We start from the raw sequence: 22,358 nt of genomic DNA on the forward strand, positions 1-22,358 counted from the left end.
TTGAAGCCCGTTCCTGAAAACCGACTTCGGAGGGCCTTCTCCATCATTTGTACAGCTTAAGCACAAAGTTTTAGTTCATATTGAACTTCTTTGCGCGCCTGCGGCGCACCTTCAATGGCCAGATAAAGTTCATACTCATGATGCTCTCTTGCTCCGCAGTACTCTGTACCACGATCGGTCAATATTCTTAAGATACGAATATCTTGCTCTTCAAACCAGGGAATGACTTGGTCATTCAGCATATCTGCTGCTACCAACGCATTTTTTCTATCGTATAGTTTGACAAAAGCTACCTTAGAATAGGTATCGATCACTGTCTGTTGATAAATGCGTCCCACACCTTTAATAGTGCCTACGTAATAGGTATCTTGAGATAATAAATAGCCTGGATGTTCAGTTTCAATTTCGCCATGTGCTTCTTTTTCTTCCTTGGCTTTTTCAAGAGCTTTTAGTTGATCCTCTGTTAATATCATTTCTTCTTGAGCCATTTTAGCTTCCAATGCTTTGAGACGTTTTTGAAAGGTCTCAAGATTGTATCGTAGCCAAACAGAACGTACGCCACCTGGCGAAATGAAAACTCCTTGCTTCTTAAGCTCGTTGCATACTCTTAACTACCCATAAGCAGGCTTTTGAAGAGCAAAATCAACAACAGCTTTTTCGATGGACTCGTCCACCCTGTTTTTTATACAGGGTTTTTTACGTGTCATATCCTGAAGAGCTGCTTCTCCACCTGTTTCATAAAGTTCTTTGAATCTATAAAAGCTATCTCTAGAATATCCCATCATCTTACACGCCTGGGATACATTTCCTAATGTTTCAGCTAGCTTTAAAACACCGAGTTTATTTTTAATGACTTTTTGATGAGTTGCTAAATTTGACATTTGATACTCCTTATTAGTCTTAAGCCGCTCACTTCAACTTCAGCCTTGCCAATTTTAATGAGCGACAGGGCTTCAAGCTTCGCGGCTTTTAAATTGAGTTTCCTTTATTTTTATCACAAATGTCAGATTAAGTCCTATCTATTACACATTAAGTCATTGCAAAATTTTATTACTGTACGATGATTTCTTCCATATAGTCGGTAGGCGAGCTCCAAGGCTTTACTGATATGCTTAAATGCCTTATTAAAATTGCCTTGTTGCTGATAGATACCTCCTAATTGATTATAACAAATTGCCACATTGTGATGATTTTCACCAAAAAGCTTAACGCTAATGGTAAGCGCTTTAGTGCTATACTCTGCCGCCTTGCCTAAATCGCCTTTCTCTTTGTAAATTTCTCCTAGAGTGCTGTAACGAGTTACCACCCTAAGATGATTTTCACCAAAAAGCTTGAGCTCAATGTCAAGTGCTTTGTTGCCACACTTTGCCGCCTTGTCTAAATTGCCTTGGGCTTGATAGATTACTCCTAGGTTGCTATAATTGGTTTCCACGTGAGAATGGTTTTCACCAAAAAGCTTAAGCTCAATGTCAAGTGCTTTGTTGCTACACTCTGCTGCCTTCTCTAAATTACCCTGATCTTTATAGATTGCTCCTAGATTACTGTAATTGATTGCTACGTCGGGATGATTTTCACCAAAATGATTAAGGTTAATAGCAAGTCCTCTGTTACTACACTCTGCTGCCTTGCCTAAATTGCCTTGGTCTTTATAGATTGCTCCTAGATTGCTGTAATTGATTGCCACGCTGGGATGATTTTCACCAAAAAGCTTAAGGTTAATAGCAAGCGCCTTAGTGCTATACTTTTCAGCCTTCTCTAAATTACCCTGATCTTTATAGATTTGTCCTAGATTGCTATAATTGATTGCCACGCTGGGATGATTTTCACCAAAAAGCTTAAGGTCAATAGCAAGCGCTTTAGTGCTATACTTTTCAGCCTTCTCTAAATTGCCTTGTTCTTTATAGATTTGTCCTAGATTGCTATAATAGATTGCTACGTCGGGATTATTTTCACCAAAAAGCTTAAGATTAATGATAAGCGCTTTAGTGCCATACTCTGCCGCCTTGTCTAAGTTGCCTTGATCTTGGTAGATTTGTCCTAGGTTGCTGTAACAACTTGCCACCCTAGAATGATTTTCGCCATAAAGCTTAAGGTCAATGGCAAGCGCTTTCTTGCTAAACTCTAACGCTTTGTCTAAATTGTCTTGGGCTTGGTAGATTTGCCCTAGGTTGCTATAATCGATTGCCACGCCGGGATGATTTTCTCCAAAAAGCTTAGGATCAATAGCAAGCGCTTTGTTACTACACTCTGCTGCCCTGCCTAAATTGCCTTGATGTTTATAGATTTGCCCTAGATTGCTGTGACAAATTGCCACCCTAGAATGATTTTCACCAAAAAGCTTAACGCTAATGGCAAGCGCCTTTTTACTATAATCAGTCGCTTTGTCTAAATTGCCTTGAGCTTGGTAGATTGCTCCTAGATTATTATAATCTCTCGCTACCGTGGGATGATTTTCTTCAAAAAGCTTAAGGTCAATGGCAAGCGCTTTTTTGCTATATTTTACCGCTTTGTCTAAATTGCCTTGCTCTTTGTAGATTTGTCCTAGGTTATTGTAATATCTTGCTATCATAAAATGATTTTCACCAAAAAGCTTAAAATTAATGGCAAGCGCTTTTCTGCTATACTCTACCGCCTTGGCTAAATTGCCTTGATCTTGATAGATTGCTCCCAGGTTGCTATAACAACTTGCCACACTAGGATGATTTTCACCAAAAAGCTTAATGCTAATGGCAAGCGTTTGGTTGCTATACTTTGCCGCCTTATCTAAATTGCCTTGCCCTTTGTAAATGATGCCAAGAGCATTTAAAACCTCCGTATCTTGTGGATTTGCGTTTTTTGCTTGCTGATACCATTTTTCTGCTTTTTTATTTTGAGAAAGCCTTCGAAGTATATCTCCTCGCGTCTTTGGCGAATTATCCTCCAAATCAGAAGATTTAAGCGCATCTTCATTGCCTGCTAAAAATTCTTGGATACACTGATAAAAAGGAATAAAAGTCTGGTAGATTTTTTTTATCTTTTTTAAGGCTTGATGATCTAAAGCAAACTGCTTTTCAATAAGATCTGGATCCTCAAATCCAAAGGGCTTAAGGAGAGGATTCATCATCTCCTGTTGTGCCTGATAATGAGAATAAGTTTTAAGACGCATGAACAATGCTAGGCTCATCCATTCCCTTAACCTTTCAGTGGCTCCTTTTGTTATGATCCCTAACTCACTTAGCTTATCAAGCCTAGTAAAAGTGTCGAAAGCTGCTACTTTTTTAAGGACAGCTAGTCGATCCAAAGCTAAATGAGGAAAGCGATAAAAATCATTTTTAACTTTAAAAAGCATACCCTCTCTATCTAAATCACCCATTCCCGGGTTAAAAGCTTCCATATCAGCTAGCACCAGATGCTGCTTGGCTAAATACTGGCGCAGATCGAGGCTTCTTTGATAGGACATATCAAACACGTCTCGAATTTTCTCATCATAGGCTTTAGTTAGCCCCCCATTACCTAGCAAATGAGTAAAGTTTAGCAATTCCATAGGAAGATGGGGCTCTTTTTTATGCCACCACTGACCTTCTTCATCTTTACCAATATACTGGGCCATCTGTCCAGGAGTTTGGATAAGCTCGAATGTCTTGCCATTGCCTAAAGGAGTTTTACAACCTTTTCCTTCTACTCCTGCCCCATCAAAGGCAAAGCCCCGAGGTGTTAAACCATCAAAAAAATTGATGGCTTTTAAGCAAGGAATGTTTAAAGCAGGAAGAATGGTTTCCCCTAAGTTTATGACTTTTAGATGAAGTAGATTTGTAAGATTCCTAAAGTACTTTTTATTTATAGAAGTGTCTTCTTGGATAAGAATGCCAAATTCTAAGTCAGAGTAAGGGGTCATCTCTTCCCTAGCTAGAGAACCAAATCCTATCATAGCATATTCACAAGGTGCATCACCTAAGACATCTATGGCTTGATTGACTAGAGTGCTAAAGAAGTTTTTTACACCCTTTGCAATGTCTCTATAAACCTCTCTTACTTCTTGAGGAGAGGGATTCTCGGACAGAATTTGTATTTTTTCCTCTATTTCTTCTCTAAAATTTTTTAATACTTCGCGATTGCCTTCGAATTGTTTTTCTATTAATTCATTGCTTAAAGATTTTCCTTCACAAAGTTTAGTAAGTAAGCGTTGAACATTAATAAGTTTCTTTTTGATAATCTTTTGTTGATCTGCCGAAGAAATACGTAAGGAGTAATTGTATAATCCTGCGGCTTGTAGGAGAGTTTCAGCAGTTCCTTTATCGCTATAAACATCACCTAATTTTTCTATGCAAAAAGCTTCTTTAACAAAGTTATCTCTTTGCATAACAAGCTTTAAGGCTAGAGTATGGGTTTTTTCAGCTAAAAAACTGCCTTCAACTAGCCGCCTCCATTCCTTACAGACTATTTTAGCTTGGCATAAATCTTTTAACCCTAATTCTTCGAATATCTTTAAACTAATCTCTTCATAGACGGTAGAACCTCTTACAGAAAGGCTAGCATGTTCTTCTTCATGTTTAAAGGTAGGAAATATCAAGGGGTGAATACGGGGAGGTTCTGATAAAACGTGATTCATAAGCTTAGCCTGTTTTTTGCTAGTTATAGTTTTTTAGCCCAAAATAACTGGCAATACATTTGAATGCAAGAAAGGTCTATTTTAAATTTTAACTACTATATAAATTATAAAAAAGATAACAAAAAAGTTTGCTTTGTGAAACGTTTTTGAGCCAAAGATAAGGGGTAAGATTCTTTTGTATATAGAGATTGCTTAGCCACGCACGGGCTGATTGTTTCTGAAACCAATGCCGCTCTAGTCATAGTAAAAAGAAGGGTTAGCCTTAATCTATAACTTTTCTTATTCAAAATGAAACTAGATAGGTAGTTTTACAATATACCTGGGGATTCAGCAAGGCAGAATGTAAAAATAGCTAGCATCAGGTATAAGATAACAGCTTGCAAACGTCACATGCTTTTCAGTATTTCCTACTACCTAAGCTTTTGGAGAAACAGATGCAATAAAGGATAGCTTGCAAGTCGGCTCGTTAAAAGATAAAGAAGGCGGCATATTGGCTATCAATAAGACAGGATTCTTAAAAAATGGCTAGCCAAGTAATGTAACACCTACCCTAAAAAATTATTTTTGCCCAGGCTGTTTTGAGTAAGCCTCTAAGAAGAGGTTCATTAAGTCATTGCAAAATTTTATTACTTTAGGATGATTTCTTCCATATAGACGATAGGCGAGCTCTAAGGCTTTACTCATATGCTCAAATGCCTTATCAAAATTGACTTGTTGTTGATAGATACCTCCTAGATTATTATAAAGAATTGCTGTGTTTGGATGATTTTCACCAAAAAGCTTAACGCTAATGGCAAGTGCTTTGTTGCTACACTCTTCCGCATTGCCTAAATTGCCTTGCTCTTGGCAGATTTGTCCTAGATTGCTGTAATCTATTACCACCATAGGATGATTTTCTCCAAAAAGTTTAAGGTTGATAGCAAGCACTTTGTTACTATACTCTACCGCTTTGTCTAAATGGCCTTGGTCTTTATAGATTTGTCCTAGGTTATTATAATGGGTTGCCACACTAGAATGATTTTCACCAAAAAGCTTAAGGTTAATGGCAAGCGCCTTTTTCATATACTTTGCCGCATTAGCTAATTTGCCTTTGTCTTTGTAGATTGCTCCCAAATTATTGTAATCTCTTGCTACAGCGGGATGATTTTCCCCAAATAGCTTAAGATCAATAGCAAGCGCTTTGTTGCTATACTCTATCGCCTTGCCTAAATTGCCTTGGTCTTGATAGATTGCTCCTAGGTTGCTGTAACAACTTGCCACCATAGGATGATTTTCTCCAAAAAGTTTAAGGTTGGTAGCAAGCACTTTGTTACTATACTCTACCGCTTTGTCTAAATGGCCTTGGTCTTTATAGATTTGTCCTAGGTTATTATAATGGGTTGCCACACTAGAATGATTTTCACCATAAAGCTTAAGATTAATGGCTAGCGCTTTGCTGCTATGCTCCAACGCCTTGCCTGAATTGCCTTTGTCTTTGTAAATTGCTCCTAAATTATTGTAATCTCTTGCTATATTGGGATGAGTTTCGCCAAATAACTTAAGGTCAATGGCAAGCGCTTTAGTGCTATACTCTACAGCTTTGTCTAAAGTACCCTGGTCTTGGTAGATTAGTCCTAGGTTGTTATGACGAATGGCCACAATGGGGTGATTTTCACCAAATAAGTTAAGGTCAATGGCAAGTGCTTTATTTAAATACTCTGCCGCCTTTTTTAAATCTCCTTGTATTTTATAGATTTGTCCTAGGTTGTTATAATAAGTTGCCACCGTAGAATGATTTTCTCCAAAAAGATTAAGGGTGATAGCAAGCGCTTTGTTACTATACTCTAACGCCTTTTCTAAATTGCCTTGAGCTTTGTAGATTTGCCCTAGGTTGTTATAATGAGTTGCCACTATAGTATTATTTTCTCCCAAAGCCTTAAGGTCAATAGCAAGCGCTTTGTTACTATACTCTAACGCCTTTTCTAAATTACCTAGCTCTTTGTATATTGCTCCTAAATTGTTGTAACATATTGCCACTCTGGGATGATTTTCACCATAAAGCTTAAAGTCAATAACAAGCGCTTTAGTACTGTACTGTACCGCTTTGCCCAAATTGCCTTGATCGTGATAAATGTTTCCAAGAGCACTTAAAACCTCCGAATTTTCTGGATTTTCTTTTGTCGCGAAAAGATAGCATTTTTCTGCTTTTTTATATTGAAAAAGCCTTAAGGCTATATCCCCTTGTGTCTTTGGCGAATTATCTTCCAAGTCAGAAGATTTAAGTATGTCTTCATTGCCTGTTAGAAATAATGTAATCGCTTGATAGAAAGGAATAGAAATGTGATAGATTTTTTTTATTTTTTCTAAAGCTTTATGATCTAAGGCAAGCTGCTTTTTAGTAAGCCCTTGGTCCTCAAATCCAAAGGGCTTAAGGAGAGGATTCATCATCTCCTGTTGCGCTTGATAATGGGAATAGGTTTTGAGGCGCATGAATAATCCTAGGCTCATCCATTCCCTTAACCTTTCAGTGGCTCCTTTTGTTATAATCTCTAACTCACTTAGCTTATTAATCCTAGTAAAAGTATCGGTAGCTGCTATTCTTTTAAGAAGGGCTAGCCTATCCAAAGCTAAATGAGGAAAACGATAAAAATCATTTTTAACTTTAAAAAGCATGCCATGCCTATCTAAATCACCCATTCCTGGATGAAAAGCTATCATATCAGCTACCACCAGGTGCTGCTTAGCTAAATACTGACGCAGATCAAGGCTTTCTTGATAAGGGGTATTAAGTATTTCTTGAATATTTTCATTATAGGTTTTAATTAATTCGCGATTCCCTAGCAGATGAGTAAAGTTTAGCAATTCCATCGGAAGATGAGGCTCTTTTTCATGCCACCACTGGCCTTTCTCATCTTTGCCAATATATTGGGCCATCATTTCAGGAGTCTGGATAAGCTCAAATGTTTTGCCATTGCCTAAAGGGGTTTTACACCCCTTTCCTTCTACTCCTGCCCCATCAAAGGCAAAGCCCCGAGGTGTTAAACCATCAAAAAAATTGATGGCTTTTAAGCAAGGAATGTTTAAAGCAGGAAGAATGGTTTCTCCTAAGTTGATAACCTGCAAGTGAAGGAGGATTGTAAAACACTTGAAATACTCTCTATTTACTGAAGTATCTTGTTCTATAAGAATGCCAAATTCTAGGTCTGAATAAGGAGTCATCTCTTCTCTAGCTAGGGAGCCAAAACCTATCATGGCGTATTCACATGGAGCAGGACCTAAATTGTCAAAAATTTGTATTGCAAGCTGCTCAAAGAAAATTTTTATCTGGCAAGCTATCTCAGCATATAGATCTCTCACCTCTTGGCAAGAAGGAGTTTCCGGTAGCTTTTGAATTTTCTCACCTATTTCTTCTCTGAATTTTTTCAATACCTTACGATTGTTTTCAAATTGTTTTTCTACTACCACCGGATCAAAAGGTCTGCCTTTACATTTTTTAACAAGAAGATTTTGAACTTGGGAAAGTCTATCTTTAAGAACTTTTTGCCGCTCTTGAGGAGCTAGGCGTAAGGCATAATTGTAAAGCCCTGCCGCTTGCAGAAGCGTTTCTGATGTCTCTTTTCTTAAATAAACATCACCTAATTTTTCTATGCAAAAGCTTTCTTGAATAGGGTCTTTCTTTTCAACAGTACTCTTTAAGGCTTGGGTATAGGCTTTTTCACTTAAAAAGCTACTTTCAACTAGTTGTTTCCATTCCTTACAGACTAGTTTAGCCTGGCATAGATCTTGTAATCCTAATTCTTTGAATATCTTTAAGCTAATCTCTCTATAGGCAGTAGTATCTCTTGCAGAATAGCTACCATGTGCTTCTTCATTCTTAAAGGCAGGAAATATAAGTGAGTGAATACGGAAATGCTCTGATGAAAGCTGATTCATAAACTTATCCATTTTTTAGCTAGCTTTAGCTTTTTTAAGCGATGCTCTTTATTCATGAAATGAAGCTTTAATTTCAAGCGCTTTCTTAGCATAATTAGCTACCAATTCCAATCTTTTCTGGCATTCTATAAAGTTTTCTTAGGGCGCTAAACATCATTACAATAGAAAAATGTTTTTCCTTAAACAATAGTGCTGTCTTAATGTTAATCGCTTTCTCGGCATATTGGATTGCCAATTCTAATTTTTCCAGTGCTAAATAAATCGCTCCCAAATTATTGTAAAGGATGGCTACTTTATAATGGTTTTCACCAGAATGCATAATCTTAATTTCAAGAGCTTTCTTCATATGTTCAGCTGCTTGATCAAGATTTCTTTGCTTTATATAAATTTGCCCCAGCTGATAATGAAGGATTGATAGTTTATGATGATTTTCATCAAAAAGCAGCGTATTAATTTTAATCTCTTTCTTAAAGCATTTAGCTGCCAATTCTAAATTTCCATGCTTAAGATAAAGCATTCCTAATTTATCATAATCTTTTGCAACTTCTAAATTATTTTCACCAGAATGCATAATCTTAATCTCAAGCGCTTTCTTAGCATGCTCAGCTGCCCGACCAAGTTTTCCTTGTTTTCCATAGACTTGCCCTAGTAGGTGGTAAAAATTTGCCAACCTATAATCATTTTTATCTAAAAGTGGAATCTCAATTTTAAGTGCTTTTTTAATGTATTTACCCGCCAATCTTAATTCATTTTGGGATATATAGATTTCCGCCAAACTATAATAAATTTTTATCCCATTAGGATGCTTTCTACCAAACAGGCCGTGAATGATAAAAAGCGCTTTCTTAGTCCGTTCTACTGCCTGTTTTGACTTTCCTTGTTCTTTATAAATCGCCCCTAAGTTGGTGTAAATGATTGCTACATTTAAATTTTTTTCACCAGATAACCTAAGTTGCATTTCTAAAGCTTTCTCGCAATATTCAGCTGCCTGACTCATATTCCTTTGGTTCTTATAAATTACACCTTGCGTATGATAATAAGCTGCTCCGGTAGGATGATTGTCACCAAACAACTTGAGATTAATGTTGAGGGCTCTCTTGCTATACTCATCTGCCTTTTCTAGCTTTTTTAAGCCAAGGTAGACCCAAGCTAGATTGTTATAATCTCTTGCCACGGCAGGATGATTTTCGCCATAATGCTTAATGTCAATATTGAGCGCTTTCATGGTATAAATTTCTGCGAGCGCAAAATTTTTTTGTTCTGTGTAGAATACCCCCAAATTGTTATATTCCACTGCTACAGCAGGATGATCTCTACCAAGAAAATTCAAGTGTATAACGAGCGCTGTGTTAGTATATTCTATCGCCAGCTCTAGACTTCTTCGAGCAAGATTAATTTGGCTTAGTTTGTTACACGACATTGCTACAATACCAAGATTTCCCTTCTTAGGCTTAAGTCCAATGGCAAGCGCTTTCTTTACAAACTCCTCTGCCTGCTCTAACTTCCCCTGTTGAGTATAGATTTGCGCCAGATTGTTATAAAACTTTGCCATCTTAAAGTAATCTTTTTCCGCATGTTCACACTCCGTAGCAATTGCTTGATTGATACAATCAGCTGCAGTCTTTAAGTCACCTTGCTCTTCGTAGATAAGTCCTAAAATATTTATAATGTCAGGATTTTGTGGGGTAGACTGTCTTGCTAAGATATACCACTTTTTTGCTTCTTCTTGTTGAAATAATCTTAAAGCTATGTCCCCTTGGATTTGAGGCAAATCACCATTTAAAGTGGAAGACTTAAGAGCCTCCTCATCGCCAGATAGAAACTTTTGAACAGCTTGATAGAAAGGAATAAAAATACTGTAAATTCTTTCTACTTTTTTTAATAATTTCGGATTTAAAGCAAACTGTTTTCTAATAAGAGCTGGATCCTCAAATCCGAAGAGTTTAATTAAAGGGTTCATCATCTCTTTCTGAGATTGATAGTAGGAATAGGTTCTAAGGCGCATAAGCAATGCTATGCTCATCCACTCCTCTAGCTTTTCAGCAGCCTCATCCGTTAAAATCCCTTGCTCATTTAACTGAGCAAGCCTGGAAAAGGTATTTGAAGCAGTCACTTTTATAAACAGAGCCAAGCGATCTAAAGCTAGATGAGGAAAACGGTAGAAGTCCTCTTTAGCTCTAAAAAGCATACCTTGTCTTCTTAGATCATTTAGGTTTGGATTAAAAGATATCATATCTGCCTGGATTAAATGCTTTTTAGCTAAGTATTGACGAAGATCAAAATCTTGTTGATAGGGTGTAGCAAGTTTGTGTTGAACACTTTGTCTATATTGCTCGGTTAGCTCTTCGTTGCCTAACAAGTGAGTGAAGGTTAACAGCTCCATAGGAAGATGAGGCTCTTTTTCATGCCACCACTCTCCATTTTCATCTTGAGCAATATATTGGGCCATCTTTTCAGGGGTTTGGATAAGCTCAAATGTTTTACCATTGCCTAAAGGAGTTTTACACCCTTTTCCTTCTACCCCTGCACCATCAAAAGCAAAGCCGCGTGGCGTAATACCATCAAAAAAATGGATGGCTTTTAAGCAAGGAATGTTCAATGCAGGAAGAATCGTTTCGCCTAAGTTGATAACCTGCAAGTGAAGTAGATTTGTAAAATCCCTAAAATACTTTTTATTTATAAGAGTATCTTCTTGTATAAGAACCCCAAATTCTAGATCAGAATAAGGAGTCATCTCTTCTCTAGCTAACGAGCCAAAGCCTATCATGGCATACTCACAAGGTGCATCGCCTAAGACATCAATGGCTTGGTTAGTTAGAATGCTAAAAAAGCTTTTTACATCCTTTGCAATATCTCTATAAAGCTTTCTTACTTCTTGAGGGGAGGGATTTTCGGACAGTACTTGAATCTCCTTCTCTATTACTTCTCTAAAATTTTTTAATACTTCGCGATTACCTTCAAATTGTTTTTCTATTAATTCATTGCTTAAAGGTTTTCCTCCACAAATTCTAGTAAGTAGGCGCTGCGCATTAAAAAGTTTTTCTTTGATAATCTTTTGTTGATCTTCCGAAGAAATACGTAAGGAGTAATTGTATAGCCCTACGGCTTGAAGCAATGCTTTAGTACTATCTTTGCCTAAATAAATATCACCTAGCCTTTCTATGCAAAAAGCTTCCTTAATAGTGTTGCCTTTTTGAATAAAAAGTTTTAAAGCTAGAGTATAAGCTTTTATAGCTAAAGAGCCACCTTCAATTAAATATTTCCATTCCTTACAGACTAATTTGGCTTGACATAGATCTTGTAACCCCAGTTCTTTAAATATCTTAAAACTAATATCTCTATAAGCTGTGGTATCTCTTGTTGAGTAACTAGAATATTCTTCTTTATTTTCAAAAGCTGGAAAAATTAAGGGATGAATACAGAGAGGATCTGATGAGAACTGATTCATAAGATTATCCTATTTTGGCTCTTCGGAGATCTGCCTAGTAAAAGGTTTGTTTAAGATTGAAATTAGTTAAATAAAATAGCATGTATCCTTTATTAATATTTTAAAGAAAAGCAGGAAAGTGAATAAATAATAAATAAAAATTATATAACAAATTTTATTAATTTGGAAGAAATAAAATATAAGGAAATTTACATTTAAGATGGCACGGCTAGAGTTTTAATTACTCGTTTAAATAATGTGCTGCTATATTCCCACTATGGTCAGTCAGCGTTTAATTTAATTGGATATTAAGCCAAAAGTTTACCGTGATGTAGATTTAGCTGGACGAGCTTGTTACATTGAAATTGATTTAAGAAGGTTTGAATGCCAAGAATGTTATTGTAACTTAATGGATCTTTAGATTTTGCTTCTCCTTATAGGCACTCTACCAAACTATATGATCAGTAAATCTATAGATGCTGTCAAAAAACAGCGGCTTCTTCCATAGGCTTAAAATTTGAGATGGAGAATAAAACGGCTGCAGAGATTTACCAAAAGGAAGCTACGAACAAACAACACCTACAACCGTTCTATCTACGCAAGTCATCGATATTAATGAAATTGCTATACGCGAAGAGCATAAAGATTTTGCTGTTTTGATTACTGACCTAACCAAAAAGCTTTCTGCAAGCCTACGAGAATTGTTATATAGTAGGAGACAATGCTCTTTATACGCCAGCCACCTTACAAGCTTTTAAAGAAGAACAAAGCTTATTTATCATGCGTGTGCCCATGCAAATCAAAGAGGCTAAAGAGCTCATATTTGAAGTGCCTTACGACAAGACGGTAGCAATAACAGAAGGCTATCGAGCTTTTGAGAGCACCTCCTGCTATGCCGGTGTTGAACAAAGATGGGTAATTATCTTTAGTCAAGCGGCCTATCAAAGAGAATGCCCTACTTTAGCCAAGCATTATCTTAAGGGCAGTGAAAAAAAATTTAAAGCTTTCTTTAAGTTTATAAAGCAAGAGTTTTCATGCCCCAACGATGCTAAGCGCCAATTAGATAAGTTTGCAAAAAAGCTTAAATATATACAAATTATAGAACCTCAAGTTATAGCGACTCAAAAGCATACTACATCTGGTCGACCCAAAGCTGGGCAGAAAACTTCTATGCTTAGCTATCGCCTAGAAGGTACAGTAACCTGCTCTTTGCTTAACAAGGCAGATTTAGAGAGGAGCAAAGGGTTTTTCATCTTAGCAACTAATGATATGGATGTAACTTCTTTTCCTGCTCAGGCAGTTTTGAAAACATATAAGGCACAGCAAAGTGTAGAAAGAGGATTTAGATTCTTGAAAAGCCCCGATTTTTTTGTCTCTTCTTTCTTTCTAAAAAAGCCATAAAGAATTGAAGCTCTTTTAATGGTAATGACTCTATGCCTTTTAATTTATTTTGCGCTTGAATATAAAATCCGAGAAAAATTGCGAGAAAATGGTGAGAACTTCTTAAATCAACTTAAGAAACCTACGCAAAAGCCAACCACCCGCTGGGTATTTTTCTGTTTTCTAGGCCTGCATATGGTCTTTATTGACCATAAAAAATTGCAAATTACCAATTTGAAAGAACGTCATAGAATTATCCTTAGATGCTTAGGGCCTCCTTACCAAAAATCTATTATTCTGAAATGTGATGAGAAATCACAGATAAACATGTCAAAAAAATTTAATATAAAAAATGCCTTTAAAACAAGTCTGGTGGCATAAAGGTTTAATACAAGCCAGTGCAAATATTGGGGGGCACCTTGCTACAAGATTCTCCCCTCCTACACTCATTTAAGAGCTATTAAGTTAGTATTATTTGCCTTTAAAAAGTAAAATTTCGCCATACTAATGATTTTTTAATCTATGCCCTCCAATTAGATTAAAAAATTATACTCTCTTCAGAAAAAGCTACTTTTTCCTAAGGCCTGTTAAATAAGTCTCTAAGAAGAGTACCTGTAGGTTATTGCAAATTGTTATTACATTGGGATGATCCTTTCCATATAAGTGGTAGGCGAGTTCCAAAGCTTTACTGATATGCTTGAATGCTTTTCTTAACTTATCTTGTTTTTGGTAGATCATCCCTAAATTATTGTAATAAATTGCCACCTCGCGATGGTTTTCACCAAAAAGCTTAAGGTTAATGATAAGCGCTTTTTTGCTGTACTCTGCCGCCTTGTCTAAATTGCCTTGTTCCTGGTAGATTGTTCCTAGATTGCTGTAATTTGTTGCCACCTCGGGATAATTTTCACCAAGAAGCTTAAGATTAATGTTAAGCGCTTTGTGGAGATACTCTACCGCCTTATCTAAATTGCCTTGCTCCTTGTAAATTTGTCCTAGGTTGTTGTAAAAAGCTGCCATCTTGCGATGGTTTTCACCAAAAAGCTTAAAGTTAATATCAAACGCCTTGGTGCTATACTCAGCCGCCTTATTTAAATTACCTTGTTCTTTGTAAATTTGTCCTAAATTGTTGTAGAAAATTGCCACCTTGGGATGATTTTCACCTAAAAGCTTAAGGTTAATATCAAGCGCTATAGTGTTGTACTCAGCCGCCTTATCTAAATTACCTTGCTCTTGGTAGATTTGCCCCAGGTTGTTATAAGCGGTTACCCCTTGGGATGATTTTCACCAAAAAGCTTAAGACCAATAGCAAGCGCTTTGCTGCTATACTCAAGCGCTTTGTCTAAATGGCCTTGAGCAGTGTCCACTGGCACGTGCTTTGTTATCACACTTTGCCGCCTTGTCTGAATTGCCTTGGGCTTTGTAAATTTGTCCTAGGTTTTTGTAACAGATTGCCACATTAGGATGATTTTCACCAAGACTCTTGAGGTTAATGACAAGCGCTTTTTTGGTATACTCTTCTGCTTGTTTTAAGTTGGTAGACTTTTTTGCTCGTTTTAAATTGCTTTGCGCTTTGTAAATTTGTCCTAGGTTGGTGTAATCTCTTGCCACATTAGGATGATTTTCACCAAAAAGCTTAAGGTCAATAGCAAGCGCTTTTTTGGTATGCTCTTCTGCTTGTTTTAAGTTAGTAGACTTTTTTGCTTGCTTTAAATTGCCTTGAGCTTTGTAAATTTGCCCTAGGTTGTTGTAAATGATTGCTACATTAGGATGATTTTCACCAAAAAGCTTAAGGTTAATGATAAGCGCTTTATTGCTGTACTCTGCCGCCTTGTTTAAATGGCCTCGCTCTTGATAGATTGCTCCTATGTTGCTATAACAACTTGCCACCATGGGATGATTTTCACCATAAAGTTTAATGCCAATGGCAAGTGCTTGGTTGCTGTACTCAGCTGCCTTTTCTAAATTACCTTGTTCTTGGTAGATTTGTCCTATGTTATTGTAACAGCTTGCCACCTGGAGATGATTTTCACCAAAAAGCTTAAGGTTAATGATAAGCGCTTTATTGCTGTACTCAGCTGCCTTTTCTAAATTACCTTGCTCTTTGTAGATTGCTCCTAGGTTGTGGTAATAGATTGCCACCTTGGGATAATTCTCACCAAAAAGCTTAAGGTTAATGCCAAGTCCTTTGTTGCTACACTCTGCTGCCTTGTCTAAATTGCCTTGAGCTTGGTAGATTTGTCCTAGGTTATTGTAATCTCCTGCCACCTTGAGATGATTTTCCCCAAAATTTTTGAGGTTAATGCCAAGTGCTTTGTTGCTACACTCTGCTGCCTTGTCTAAATTACCTTGGACGTGGTAGATTGCTCCTAAGTTGCTATAGTAAACTGCCACCATGGGATGATTTTCACCAAAAAGTTTAAGGTTAATGATAAGCGCTTTATTGCTGTACTCAGCTGCCTTTTCTAAATTACCTTGCTCTTGGTAGATTTGTCCTATGTTATTATAACAGCTTGCCACCTTGGGATGATTTTCCCCAAAAAGCTTAAGGTTAATGCCAAGTGCTTTGTTACTACACTCTGCTGCCTTGTCTAAATTACCTTGAGCTTGGTAGATTGATCCCAGGTTATTGTAATAGATTGCCACCATGGGATGATTCTCACCAAAAAGCTTAAGGTCGATGGCAAGCGCCTTAGTGCTATGCTCTACCGCCTTATCTAAATTGCCTTGAGCTTGGTAGATTGCTCCTAGGTTGCTGTAATAAATTGCCACCGTGGGATAATCTTCACTATAAAGCTTAAGGTCAATGGCAAGCGCTCTGTTGCTATAGTCTGTCGCCTTGTCTAAATGGCCTTGAACTTGGTAAATTGCTCCTAGGTTATTGTAATCTCTTGACACCATAGGATGATGTTTACCAAAAATCTTACGATCAATAGCAAGCGCCTTGTTGCTATACTCTGCCGCTTGTTCTAAATTGCCTTGCTCTAAATAGATGTCTCCAAGAGCACTTAAAACCCTCGAATCTTGTGGATTTGCTTCTTTTGCTAAAAGATACCACTTTTCTGCTTTTTTATGTTGAAATAGCCTTAAAGCTATATGACCTTGCGTCACTGGAGAGTTATCGTCCAAATCAGAAGATTTAAGTTCTTCTTCATTGCCTGCTAAAAATTTTATAATCGCTTGATAAAAAGGAATAAAAATAGAGTAGATTTTTTTTACATTTTTTAAGGCCCTATGATCTAAAGCAAACTGCTTTTCAATAAGATCTTGATCCTCAAAACCGAAGGGTTTAAGAAGAGGGTTCATCATCTCTTGTTGCGCATGATAATGAGAATAAGTTTTAAGACGCATGAATAAGGCTAGGCTCATCCATTCCCTTAACCTTTCACTGGCCCCTTTCGTTATAATTTCTAACTCTCTTAGGTCATCGATCCTAGTAAAAGTGTCGGTAGCTGCTATTCTTATAAGAAGGGCTAGCCTATCTAAAGCTAAATGAGGAAAACGATAAAAATCATTTTTTACTTTAAAAAGCATGCCATGCCTGCCTAAATCACCCATTCCTGGGTCAAAAGCTATCATATCAGCTACCACTAGATGCTGCTTGGCCAAATACTGACGCAGATCAAGGCTATCTTGATAAGAGGTATTAAGTGTGCTGTGAACATGTTGCCTATATTGTTCAGTTAGCTCTTCGCTGCCTAGCAAATGGGTAAAATTTAGCAATTCCATCGGAAGATGAGGCTCTTTTTCATGCCACCACTCTCCATTTTCATCTTTACCAATATATTGAGCCATCTTTTCAGAGGTTTGGATAAGCTCGAATGTCTTGCCATTGCCTAAAGGGGTTTTACAGCCTTTTCCTTCTACTCCTGTCCCATCAAAGGCAAAACCCCTTGGTGTTATACTGTCAAAAAAATTGATGGCTTTTAAGCAAGGAATGTTTAGAGCAGGAAGAATGGTTTCTCCTAAGTTGATAACCTGCAAGTGAAGGAGGATTGTAAAACACTTGAAATATTCTCTATTTACTGAAGTATCTTCTTGTATAAGAATACCAAATTCTAAGTCAGAATAGGGAGTCATCTCTTCTCTAGCTAATGAACCAAAGCCTATCATGGCATATTCACAAGGCTCGGTATCTAATTGATGCAACGCCTGTAGTGTAAGCTGTCCAAAAAATGTTTTTATCTGGTGAGCTATCTCACCATAAAGCTTTCTAACACTCTCAGAAGAAGGATTCTCTGGCAAAGTTTGTATTTTCTTTTCAATTTCTTCTCTAAATTTTTTCAAGGTATTGCGATTACTTTCAAATTGTTTCCTCATTACCACAGGATCAAAAGGTTTGCCGCTACATTGTTTAACAAGTAAATTTTGTACCTGAAAAAGTCTATTTCTAAGGATTTCCTGTCTTTCCTGAGGAGCTAGGCGTAAGGCATAATTGTAAAGCCCTGCCGCTTGCAAAAGCGTTTCTGACGTCTCTTTTCTTAAATAAATATCACCTAGTCTTTCTATACAAAAGCTTTCTTGAATAAGGTCTTTCTCTTCAACAGCACGTTTTAAAGCTTGCGTGTAGGCTTCTTCTGCTTCTTTTATCTGCTCGTCAGATAAAAGCTTCTTACTACCCGATGTCTCTAGGGGGCTTTTTAATGCATTTATAGGTAAAGAATTAGAAAGAAAAGCAGTAGAAGAGCTTTTCGAATCTAAGAAAAGAGGGAGGTCTTGCTTTAAATGCTTCTGCGCATAAGCAAAGTGGCCCCCTAAGTCCACGATAAAAATGTATTCTTTAAGTCTTTCTTTTTGAGGGATAGTTTTCCATTCCTGCGATCTATTCTCTTCAGATAAGCCTTGTTTTGAGAAGATCAGCCTATCATGTATACCGCAAACCAACTTCTCTTCATTAATTGTTACTAGCCTAATAGGAATAGATAAGGCCGAGGCTAATAGATCACCTTCCCCTAAGCCACTTACCCAAGTAGCTTTTCTTTTTATTTCTTCGGCTCTTTCGCTGTCGGTGTGTTTAATAATATCAGCGAGCACTTGCCTTAAATAAGAAATTTTATCTTCACAGTCGTCTAATAAAGGAATTTTTCTAGAAAGACAAGCATAGCTTCCTAAAAAAGCGCTAAAGAAGCAGTCTCCATCACTAGCCACACCTTTTAATTCAACGCCTTCTTCTTTTAGATAAGCAGCGGCAGCCTTTACTTTTGCTTTTATGGAATCACTAATGATAGTCGTAGAGTCTTGCCATAAAAATTTAGCAATTTGAGCTTTATTCCACTTGCAAGAAGAAAGATCTATAGGTTGTAACTTATCACCAGGTTGCTCTTCTTGTTGCGAACCAACTTCAAAGCTTGCTGAATAAAGCTTTTTCCATAAGCTGGTTTGTTCAACTAATCGCTTCCATTCTTTGCAGACTAATCTTGCCTGACATAGGCCTTGGCATGCCAGTTTTTCGAAGATCTCTAAGCTAATCTCGGTATAGGGGCCTAGTTTTCGATCCTGTGTTCTGTTTTCTATTTCCTGAAATGCAGGAAATGTAAAAGAGCTAGTGGATAAATTGTCTAGATTCATTCGTCTATCCATTTTTTTAGCTTTACTTGTATTTCCATGCGCGTATAGCGTTATACGCTCTTCTTCCTAAGTATGGCTCACTTGCTTATACAAACAAAAAATTAATGGTTTTTTCTAATTTCCTTCTATCTCATATTCAGAGCTTTTTAAGCAAAATTTCTTTCTATCTCACTAACATCCTGAACAAAAGTTTAATAATCCTGGCTTAATCGCCGTTATGCTGTCTTATCGGTTCAGTGGTTCTACATACCTTTCCGCGGCTTATCGTGCCCAAGCAGGTGCCAAGTTTTCTACATAATACTAGCTGGGGCATTGCATAGCTTGTTTACTGGCAAGCTGTTATCTTCCCCATCTCCCTATTCATATTCAACTTCAAACGATTTGCTATACATTGCTGGGCCGGCTCTTAGTTTTTATGCCTGCCTCTTGTGCACTAAGTTAATTTTTGGTAGGCAATATGCTTATTATCTTTTGCAAATGAGGATGGGTAAGCAGGCCTATGGGCAATCCTTTCCTCTTGAATTACTAAGGTGAGTTTTATGTAAAAAACATTAAAATTCATTTTAAGCTAGCAGATTATCCCACCCAAATGCTTAAGTTATCAATCAGCTTAGAATACCTCTAAAAAAGCTTTTACATTTTTTCCAAGCTTATTCATGCATAAGGACAAGATAATCTTATCGTTAAAATCCCTCTTAATTTTCTTGAGTATAATTCATTGATTTTCTCTTATTGTTTACTTCACTAAGGGAGAAGGATTTCTTTCACGGGAAAAGCGTTGGTGCCAGTAAGGATAGGAGGGCATCCTTTCACTCACCTTGTCAAGCTTGGCCACTTGCTCTTGCGTCAAATTCCATCCTATGCTTCCTAAATTTTGCTTAAGCTGTTCTTCGTTGCGTGCTCCTAACACGATGTTAGCGACTGTAGGACGCTGTAATAGCCAATTGATGGCCACTTGAGGAACAGTTTTTTCAGTTTCTTGTGCCACTTCCTCTAAAACATCGAGAACATCGTATAAGAATTCATCGTCAACTTGAGGTCCTCCTATATCACCCCCAGATTTAAGCCTTCCTTCTGGTAAGGGCTTGCCACGACGAATTTTCCCTGTAAGCCTTCCCCATCCTAAAGGGCTCCAAGCCATTAAACCGATGCCCTGATCTAAGCCTAGCGGCATAAGCTCTTCTTCATAATCGCGTCCTATTAAAGAGTAATAACCTTGATAAACGACGTAACGAGCTAAGCCATATTTTTCAGAAACGGCTAAAGACTTCATCACATGCCATCCGGAGAAGTTAGAACAGCCAATGTAGCGCACCTTACCGCTTTGAATTAAATGATCTAAAGCTCCTAAAGTCTCTTCCACAGGAGTGAGCGCATCAAAGGCATGCATGAAATAGATATCAATATGATCTGTGCCTAGCCTTTTTAAGCTAGCCTCACAAGCTTTTATAAGATGGAAACGGGAAGACCCTTGGTCATTAGGCCCCTCACCCATTTGGAAGGTGGCTTTAGTAGAAATTAATACCTTTTCTCTTTTACCCTTTAAAGCCTGGCCTAAAATTTCCTCGGATCTGCCTTGCGAGTAAACATCCGCCGTATCAAACAAATTAAGCCCTTTATCTAAGCAAAGTTCAACTAGCCTACTCGCTTCTTTTACATCTGTTTCACCCCAGGGCTTAAAAAATTCGTTAGAACCACCAAAGGTAGCTGTCCCAAAGCTTAATACTGGAACTTGAAGGCCCGACTTTCCTAATTGACGATACTCCATACTTAAACCCTCGTGATTTTTTGTTATTCTAGAACTTTAACCATTAAAAATAATTTTTTTGCACAATATTCTTCGTTTCTTCTTTAAGAAGAAAAGAGAAACTCTTAGCAAAAAGCAGGAAAACAAAAACTCTTTATCTTTGGATTAACCTACAAGATGTTCTTCATTCCTTAGTTAAGTGCCTACTTACTCCCTTCCTATCCAGCTTAATTTTGCATCTGCCTTTAGTCTTATTTAATGTAATTTTTTATAAAAATCTATAGATAACTTATAATCTTAAATATCTTTAGCCCTTAAGGTCGATGGTCTAACGCATTTGGATATACATTAAAAAGTCGGGTAAGATAAAATCAAAACATTTAACTTCTTATATTTAAAGCATGCAAGTTCCCTTTATCTCTTTTTTTGTATGGCTCTTAAAAGTATTACCTCCTCGCCACTACCTAAAACGCTCGAGCAGACCTCATTCTCGAAGGCATGTTTTACTTCTGGAAGTGCTTATCGCTTTTGCCCTTACCGGGTTGTGCATCTTTCCTTTAATCTACCCCCAAGTTGTCATCGCTAAATCCCAACGCGAATTTATCAAGAAGATAGAGCTTGATCGCGTAGTGACTTTGCTGTTTGCCCAAATTTATCAAGACTTATTTACTAATAAGATTAACTGGGCAGATATTGAAGAAAAAAAAAGTTTTTCCCTCTCTGCAGAAGATCTTAAAGCGCTTAATCAACAGCAAAGTCTGCCTTTTAAAGGCTCCTATCATTTCGAACCGATCATTCATAAACCTAAGAAAAACACTTCTCAGCAAAAGTCTACCGCCTATCTTATTCACCTTATTTTTAAATTTACTTCCGACCTTACGCCCAAAAATAAAATAAATGTTCAGCAACCCCTCGTTTATAAATATAAAATATTTATTTTGCGTGATCTTAGGGGTTCAAAATTAGCTCCTCAGGATTACAAACAACCTTTTCCCCTTCTATGAAACACAAAAAGAAATTTATGACCTTAATAGAGCTGATGGTTGCTATGGCATTGACCTCATTGCTCCTTACGCTGCTTTTACATTTTTATCGTGATATGGAGTGGTGGAATCAAGATATCAATAAATCTCAAGTTAAAGCTTTTCAGATATTTTATGTGCAAAATCGCCTTTCTGATATTCTTTCTCATGCGGTCTCTCCCCGTACAGAGGAAAAAGATTTTTTCTTTTATACTAGCCAGGATGTGAACGGCTTATTAAAGCCTAATAATCCTAGCTTAGTTTTTACCTACAATTTTGGACCTAACCGTGATCCCTTATTTGCTAATCATGTACTAGGACGCCTGTATGTAGATGTTGATGATAATCTACGTTTAGCCACGCTTCCTTCTCCCAAATTTTGGCCCTCTCTTGCCTCCCTGAAAATGAAAAATGAAATTTTGATGGAAGGTATAGAGTCTTTAGCTTTCAATTTTTATATTCCTCCCCAAAAAGATCGTTCTTTAGTTGGCAATAAAGCACCTCAAGGAAGTTCTAATAAAGATAGTTATCTGTTAGCAGATATTCACCCTGCAGACAGCTGGGAGCACTCGGATTGGAAAAGCGAATATAACCAGTTACCTGCCATGATTAAAATTATTCTAAAAGCTAAAGAGAGAAAAGAGCCGATGACTTTGATCTATCCATTCCCTTTCTCTGATTTTACCATCATCTATAATAAATAAGATTTAAGGTTCA

12 protein-coding genes and 2 pseudogenes are annotated in these 22,358 nt (G+C 37.2%); 5 read left to right on the forward strand and 9 right to left on the reverse strand.

Features of this window, described 5'->3' with window-relative positions; genetic code table 11:
- Window positions 1-110: 110 nt before the first annotated feature.
- The 4 genes and pseudogenes from NEOC95_RS09315 to NEOC95_RS00335 form a co-directional block, all read right to left on the reverse strand.
- A pseudogene (locus NEOC95_RS09315) lies at window positions 111-881 on the reverse strand (helix-turn-helix domain-containing protein); the annotation flags it as partial.
- A 134-nt stretch (window positions 882-1,015) separates the two neighbouring features.
- A complete protein-coding gene (locus NEOC95_RS00325) occupies window positions 1,016-4,588 on the reverse strand; it encodes a tetratricopeptide repeat protein (protein WP_213150938.1) in 3,573 nt (1,190 codons plus the stop codon).
- Between the two features lie 558 nt (window positions 4,589-5,146).
- Entirely contained in the window at window positions 5,147-8,512 is a 3,366-nt protein-coding gene (locus NEOC95_RS00330) for a tetratricopeptide repeat protein (RefSeq protein ID WP_213150940.1), read from the reverse strand.
- An 82-nt stretch (window positions 8,513-8,594) separates the two neighbouring features.
- The gene (locus NEOC95_RS00335) at window positions 8,595-11,948 is read right to left on the reverse strand and encodes a tetratricopeptide repeat protein (RefSeq protein ID WP_213150942.1); all 3,354 of its coding nucleotides are present in this window, start codon (window positions 11,946-11,948) and stop codon (window positions 8,595-8,597) included.
- Between the two features lie 280 nt (window positions 11,949-12,228).
- On the opposite strand from NEOC95_RS00335, the gene NEOC95_RS09645 reads away from it, so the two are divergent.
- From NEOC95_RS09645 to NEOC95_RS00350, 3 genes are all read left to right on the forward strand, one after another.
- Window positions 12,229-12,348: a transposase family protein gene (locus NEOC95_RS09645; RefSeq protein ID WP_213150944.1), complete on the forward strand. Its 120-nt coding sequence runs from the start codon at window positions 12,229-12,231 to the stop codon at window positions 12,346-12,348.
- 263 nt (window positions 12,349-12,611) lie between these two features.
- The gene (locus NEOC95_RS00345) at window positions 12,612-13,328 is read left to right on the forward strand and encodes an IS1634 family transposase (RefSeq protein WP_213150959.1); all 717 of its coding nucleotides are present in this window, start codon (window positions 12,612-12,614) and stop codon (window positions 13,326-13,328) included.
- A gap of 18 nt (window positions 13,329-13,346) precedes the next feature.
- A complete protein-coding gene (locus NEOC95_RS00350) occupies window positions 13,347-13,688 on the forward strand; it encodes a hypothetical protein (RefSeq protein ID WP_213150946.1) in 342 nt (113 codons plus the stop codon).
- 186 nt (window positions 13,689-13,874) lie between these two features.
- Here the strand turns inward: NEOC95_RS00350 and NEOC95_RS00355 are convergent, their stop codons facing one another.
- The 5 genes and pseudogenes from NEOC95_RS00355 to NEOC95_RS00370 form a co-directional block, all read right to left on the reverse strand.
- Complete coding sequence (locus NEOC95_RS00355; RefSeq protein ID WP_502710253.1) at window positions 13,875-14,324, reverse strand: tetratricopeptide repeat protein; 450 nt, start codon at window positions 14,322-14,324, stop codon at window positions 13,875-13,877.
- 18 nt (window positions 14,325-14,342) lie between these two features.
- Window positions 14,343-14,558 (reverse strand): annotated as a pseudogene (locus NEOC95_RS09650) (tetratricopeptide repeat protein); the annotation flags it as partial.
- Between the two features lie 11 nt (window positions 14,559-14,569).
- Window positions 14,570-14,671 carry a tetratricopeptide repeat protein gene (locus tag NEOC95_RS00360; protein ID WP_213150950.1) on the reverse strand — a complete coding sequence of 34 codons (102 nt, stop codon included), beginning with the start codon at window positions 14,669-14,671 and terminating at the stop codon, window positions 14,570-14,572.
- Complete coding sequence (locus NEOC95_RS00365) at window positions 14,634-18,872, reverse strand: tetratricopeptide repeat protein (protein WP_213150951.1); 4,239 nt, start codon at window positions 18,870-18,872, stop codon at window positions 14,634-14,636. Before NEOC95_RS00365 ends, NEOC95_RS00360 begins: the two co-directional genes overlap by 38 nt.
- Before the next feature lie 736 nt (window positions 18,873-19,608).
- Window positions 19,609-20,640 (reverse strand): aldo/keto reductase, encoded by a 1,032-nt coding sequence (locus tag NEOC95_RS00370; RefSeq protein ID WP_166158553.1) that lies wholly within the window; start codon window positions 20,638-20,640, stop codon window positions 19,609-19,611.
- Window positions 20,641-21,020: 380 nt separating this feature from the next.
- On the opposite strand from NEOC95_RS00370, the gene NEOC95_RS00375 reads away from it, so the two are divergent.
- On the forward strand, window positions 21,021-21,623 hold the full coding sequence (locus NEOC95_RS00375; protein WP_166158556.1) for a type II secretion system protein: 603 nt from the start codon (window positions 21,021-21,023) through the stop codon (window positions 21,621-21,623).
- Between the two features lie 17 nt (window positions 21,624-21,640).
- Window positions 21,641-22,345 carry a hypothetical protein gene (locus NEOC95_RS00380; protein WP_213150952.1) on the forward strand — a complete coding sequence of 235 codons (705 nt, stop codon included), beginning with the start codon at window positions 21,641-21,643 and terminating at the stop codon, window positions 22,343-22,345.
- Window positions 22,346-22,358: the final 13 nt, after the last annotated feature.

It is taken from the genome of Neochlamydia sp. AcF95, from assembly GCF_018342455.1.
In the GTDB taxonomy this organism is placed as follows: domain Bacteria; phylum Chlamydiota; class Chlamydiia; order Chlamydiales; family Parachlamydiaceae; genus Neochlamydia.

Excerpts from the sequence above, each read along its gene's own strand:
- NEOC95_RS00355 (WP_502710253.1), bottom strand. The coding sequence starts at position 14,324 with ATGGCAGCTTTTTACAACAACCTAGGACAAATTTACAAGGAGCAAGGC.
- NEOC95_RS00350 (WP_213150946.1), top strand. The coding sequence starts at position 13,347 with ATGGTAATGACTCTATGCCTTTTAATTTATTTTGCGCTTGAATATAAA.
- NEOC95_RS00375 (WP_166158556.1), top strand. The coding sequence starts at position 21,021 with ATGCAAGTTCCCTTTATCTCTTTTTTTGTATGGCTCTTAAAAGTATTA.
- NEOC95_RS00365 (WP_213150951.1), bottom strand. The coding sequence starts at position 18,872 with ATGAATCTAGACAATTTATCCACTAGCTCTTTTACATTTCCTGCATTT.
- NEOC95_RS00335 (WP_213150942.1), bottom strand. The coding sequence starts at position 11,948 with ATGAATCAGTTCTCATCAGATCCTCTCTGTATTCATCCCTTAATTTTT.
- NEOC95_RS00330 (WP_213150940.1), bottom strand. The coding sequence starts at position 8,512 with ATGGATAAGTTTATGAATCAGCTTTCATCAGAGCATTTCCGTATTCAC.
- NEOC95_RS00380 (WP_213150952.1), top strand. The coding sequence starts at position 21,641 with ATGACCTTAATAGAGCTGATGGTTGCTATGGCATTGACCTCATTGCTC.
- NEOC95_RS00370 (WP_166158553.1), bottom strand. The coding sequence starts at position 20,640 with ATGGAGTATCGTCAATTAGGAAAGTCGGGCCTTCAAGTTCCAGTATTA.
- NEOC95_RS00325 (WP_213150938.1), bottom strand. The coding sequence starts at position 4,588 with ATGAATCACGTTTTATCAGAACCTCCCCGTATTCACCCCTTGATATTT.